At 52.2% G+C, this 3,544-nt stretch carries 4 protein-coding genes; 1 reads left to right on the forward strand and 3 read right to left on the reverse strand.

Going from position 1 to position 3,544, the window contains the following annotated elements:
* The 3 genes from QVO99_RS06485 to QVO99_RS06495 form a co-directional block, all read right to left on the reverse strand.
* Positions 1-468 (reverse strand): beta-L-arabinofuranosidase domain-containing protein (locus QVO99_RS06485; protein WP_441295407.1); only part of this gene is annotated, 468 nt, incomplete at its 3' end.
* Positions 469-545: 77 nt separating this feature from the next.
* Positions 546-1,211, reverse strand: a complete 666-nt coding sequence (locus QVO99_RS06490; RefSeq protein ID WP_022316793.1) for a DUF3826 domain-containing protein — start codon at positions 1,209-1,211, stop codon at positions 546-548.
* 151 nt (positions 1,212-1,362) lie between these two features.
* A complete protein-coding gene (locus tag QVO99_RS06495) occupies positions 1,363-2,262 on the reverse strand; it encodes a sugar phosphate isomerase/epimerase family protein (RefSeq protein WP_022316794.1) in 900 nt (299 codons plus the stop codon).
* A gap of 258 nt (positions 2,263-2,520) precedes the next feature.
* On the opposite strand from QVO99_RS06495, the gene QVO99_RS06500 reads away from it, so the two are divergent.
* Entirely contained in the window at positions 2,521-3,471 is a 951-nt protein-coding gene (locus tag QVO99_RS06500; RefSeq protein ID WP_022316795.1) for an endonuclease/exonuclease/phosphatase family protein, read from the forward strand.
* Positions 3,472-3,544 lie beyond the last annotated feature (73 nt).

Below are 3,544 nucleotides of genomic sequence, written 5' to 3' on the forward strand. Positions count from 1 at the left end.
GACTGGAGTGTGGAGGTATCCGTCGGGGCGCTGCGACTTTTGGATGAGTTCAACGAAGCGGTCGATTATCTTGCCCACTTCCGGGTCTTTGTTCACGGCATATACCGCCGTCAGTGCCTCAAGCCATTTATACATGTCGCCGTCGTGGAATGGTGGTCCGTGGCGCTTTCCCTTTTTCTCTCCGGCTGCTATGAGGAAGTTGTTCCAGCCGTGTCCCGTGTCAGACTTCCATGTCTCCCACATGCTCTGCACTGATGTGCCGCTGAACACTCCGAAGCGCTCGCCCCAGAATCCGCCGGTCCATCTCACGGCGCTGAGCGGTGTTGACGACACCACGGCGTATTTGCTCTTGCCGGTGTCGGTGATGCCGTTTTTCTGTGCTGCCGACGGCAGTACTGCCATAGACAGTGCTGCCATCAGTCCTAATCCTCTGAGAGGAATGATACTGTGTATTATCTTTTTTGCCATTTGTATTCTTGGTGTTTAACCCAAATCGGTAATTAGGACGTTTAATGTATCTTTTTTCTGACTACTTGCATGGGTTATTACAACGTTCCGCCTCTTGCCTTCACTCTCTTTGCCCACTGCTCGCGCTCCTTGGTGAGGTTGTAGCCGCGCTTGGAGAGCCAGTTGTTAATCCTGCCCTTGTATTTGCCGAATGCCTCATGCTTCTTCTTGGAGCTCTCGGCATCGATGGCAAACTCGCGGCCCTCCTTGAGCCAGGCGAGAATCTGCACCTTCTCTTCTTCCGTCAGCGTGGGTATCATGTCGCACTGCGCCGTATATGTCACGTTCACTACATTGTATGTCAGCACGTCCTTCACGGTCTCCACCTCTGCATCGGTGAGATATACCGAAAGGTCGGCGATGAATCCGAAATGACTCTTGTAGAGCTTCTGGTCTTTCAACATCTCAGCATATTCCATCTTCTCTTTCTTGGCGTCGCCGGTAAGGGTCTTTGCCACTGCCTTGATGCTGTCGCGCTCTGAATATATGTCGTTGAGCTTGAAATAGCGGTTTGCCACGATGTTGAGCACCTGCGTACCCTTCTCCGTACCGGTGATCTTCAGTGCGTCGGTCACCTTCTGCGAACGCTGCATGATTGTCTCCACATACTTAGGGTCGCGACCTGCTGAATCGAAGTCTACTGCACTGGCGGTGAGGGTGCCCCAGACCATTAGTGCGGCTGCCATGACGAATAATTTCTTCATATTTTTATATATGTGTGCTTAGTTGTTTATTTATACTGTATACTTGTTTGTCAATATAGAGCGTGTACTTGCTTTTTTGATATACAGCGTTATATATCTATATGTATTGAGTACTATATATAGTATATAATGTGTACTTATCTATATGTCCTTATCTGCCGGTTTTCTCCTTGCCGAATATTTCCTTTAGATATCTCACGTTCTCTCCATAGTTCTTCTTCACGTTGCGCACGTCGGTCACGTCGCGGCTCCTCTCCACGAAAAGCCATCCCGACCATCCCATCTTGTCGAGCGTACGCTTCACTGCCGGCATGTCTATCGCCTTGTCGTGGCGGAGCCACACTCCGTCGGTGTTGCTGGCATGAATGGCGCAGATGTTGCCGCTGCCGAGCTTCCGCAGGTCTTTGCTGATGTCGCGGCGGTGCTCCACGGCGGTCTGCAACTTATAGAATATCTTTATGCCCTTTGAACCGATTTCCCGCAGCAGACGCTTGTTGCCCTTGGCGTCGAGCGGTGTGTCAATGCCTATCACCTTGCTGCGGCGGTGTGCCATCTCGCCTGCCTCATGCAGACGCTCCACTATCTCGCGGCGCAGCGGCAGAGAGTCGGTCCAGTTGTTGCCGCATCCGCCAAGGGGCAGGAATGCCACGGTGGCATCCATCACGTCCATCGTGTTGAGACAGTCTTCCACGAGCCAGCGCCACGATTTCTTCCGGGCGAAGCTCTGACCATAGAAGCCCGACATTGCCACTGCTCCCACCTCTATGCCGAGACTGTCGGCGGTGTGGCGGAATTTCCTTGCCATCTCCGGCTGGCGCATCTTGTTATCGAAGGAGTCGCGCTTGCCGAGTCCACCCATGTCCATCTCCAGTCCGTCGCAGCCCAGCTCTTTGGCGAGCTTGAACTCTCCGAGCTTCTGGCGCTTCAGCACCATCCAGTCGCACACTCCCACCCGATAGCGGTTTTGTGCCATAGCCACATCGGGCAGCATCATCGAAAGCAACACGATGATAAGGGACAAATATTTCTTTATATCTCTCTTTTGCAACATACGGTTATTTTTTAGTTGACGAGTTAACGAGTGGACAAGTTGACGAGCCGACAAGGATGTCATCTGACCACCGGCAATTTGCCCACCGTATCATATAGACGGACAAAGGGGGAATTTGTAACTTGGTGATGGGATTATTTCCTGTTTCCACAATTATGAAGTATATTTGCAACGCATACTCTCACAATCGGTTTTGAGGCTGCTTGGGGATTAATCCCAATCGGTCATCGGCTGTTTGGAACTTAACATCTACACTCTATGCTTACATCGCTGATTCTCGGAATATTCACCTTCGTGCAGCTCAACTGCGAAAATCTCTTCGACTGCACACACGACTCGCTAAAGCAGGACACGGAATACCTGAGCGACAGTCCGCGCCACTGGAACTCCAACAGATACTGGAAGAAACTGAGTAACATATCGAAGGAAATTCTGGCTTGTGGACACAAGGACGAAAGGGGCACTGACCTGATTCCCGACCTCGTAGCGCTATGCGAGGTTGAGAACGACTCCGTGTTGCACTATCTCACGAAACGCGGTCTGCTGAGAAACGCGAAATATGAATATGTGATGACAGATTCGCCCGACCAGCGTGGCATCGACGTGGCGCTGCTGTATTCACCGATGTCGTTCCGGCTGATTGACTCTTATCCGTTGAGGGTGACGCCACTGAAGGGGATGCGGCCTACGCGCGACATACTGTATGCCACGGGCGAAGTGGCGAGCGGTGACACCATCCATGTGTTCGTGCTCCATGCGCCGAGCCGCTTCTCGGGCAAAAGCAAGACAACACCATACAGGATGCAGGTGATGCAGCGGCTGATGGCATCGGTGGACTCCATACGCAGCATACACCCCGACCCGATGATTATCGTGTCGGGTGATTTCAATGATGAGTCGAAGGACAAGTCGATACGCTTTCTTGAGGCCGGCAGACTGTCGGAGGTGTCAGCTGGCGTCAAGGGGAGCCACGGGGCTAAGGGCACGTATAAATATCAGGGCATGTGGCAGAGCATCGACCACATCCTCGTGAGCCACAGGATGAGGGAAAGGCTCAAGGGATGCTTCGTCAACGACCTGCCGTTTCTGATGGAGAGCGACGAGAAGTTTGGCGGGATGAAACCTTTCAGGACCTACAACGGATACAGATACGCCAACGGATTCAGCGACCATCTGCCACTGGTGGCGCAGTTTGAACTTGAGGAATAATGCCCATGGCTGGTTTCTATGTATTGAATATCAGCCCCTCTCGGTCTCAAACCCATCCTAACCTTCCCAAAGG

Source organism: Prevotella sp. CAG:592, from assembly GCF_000436015.1.
GTDB lineage: Bacteria > Bacteroidota > Bacteroidia > Bacteroidales > Bacteroidaceae > Prevotella > Prevotella pectinovora.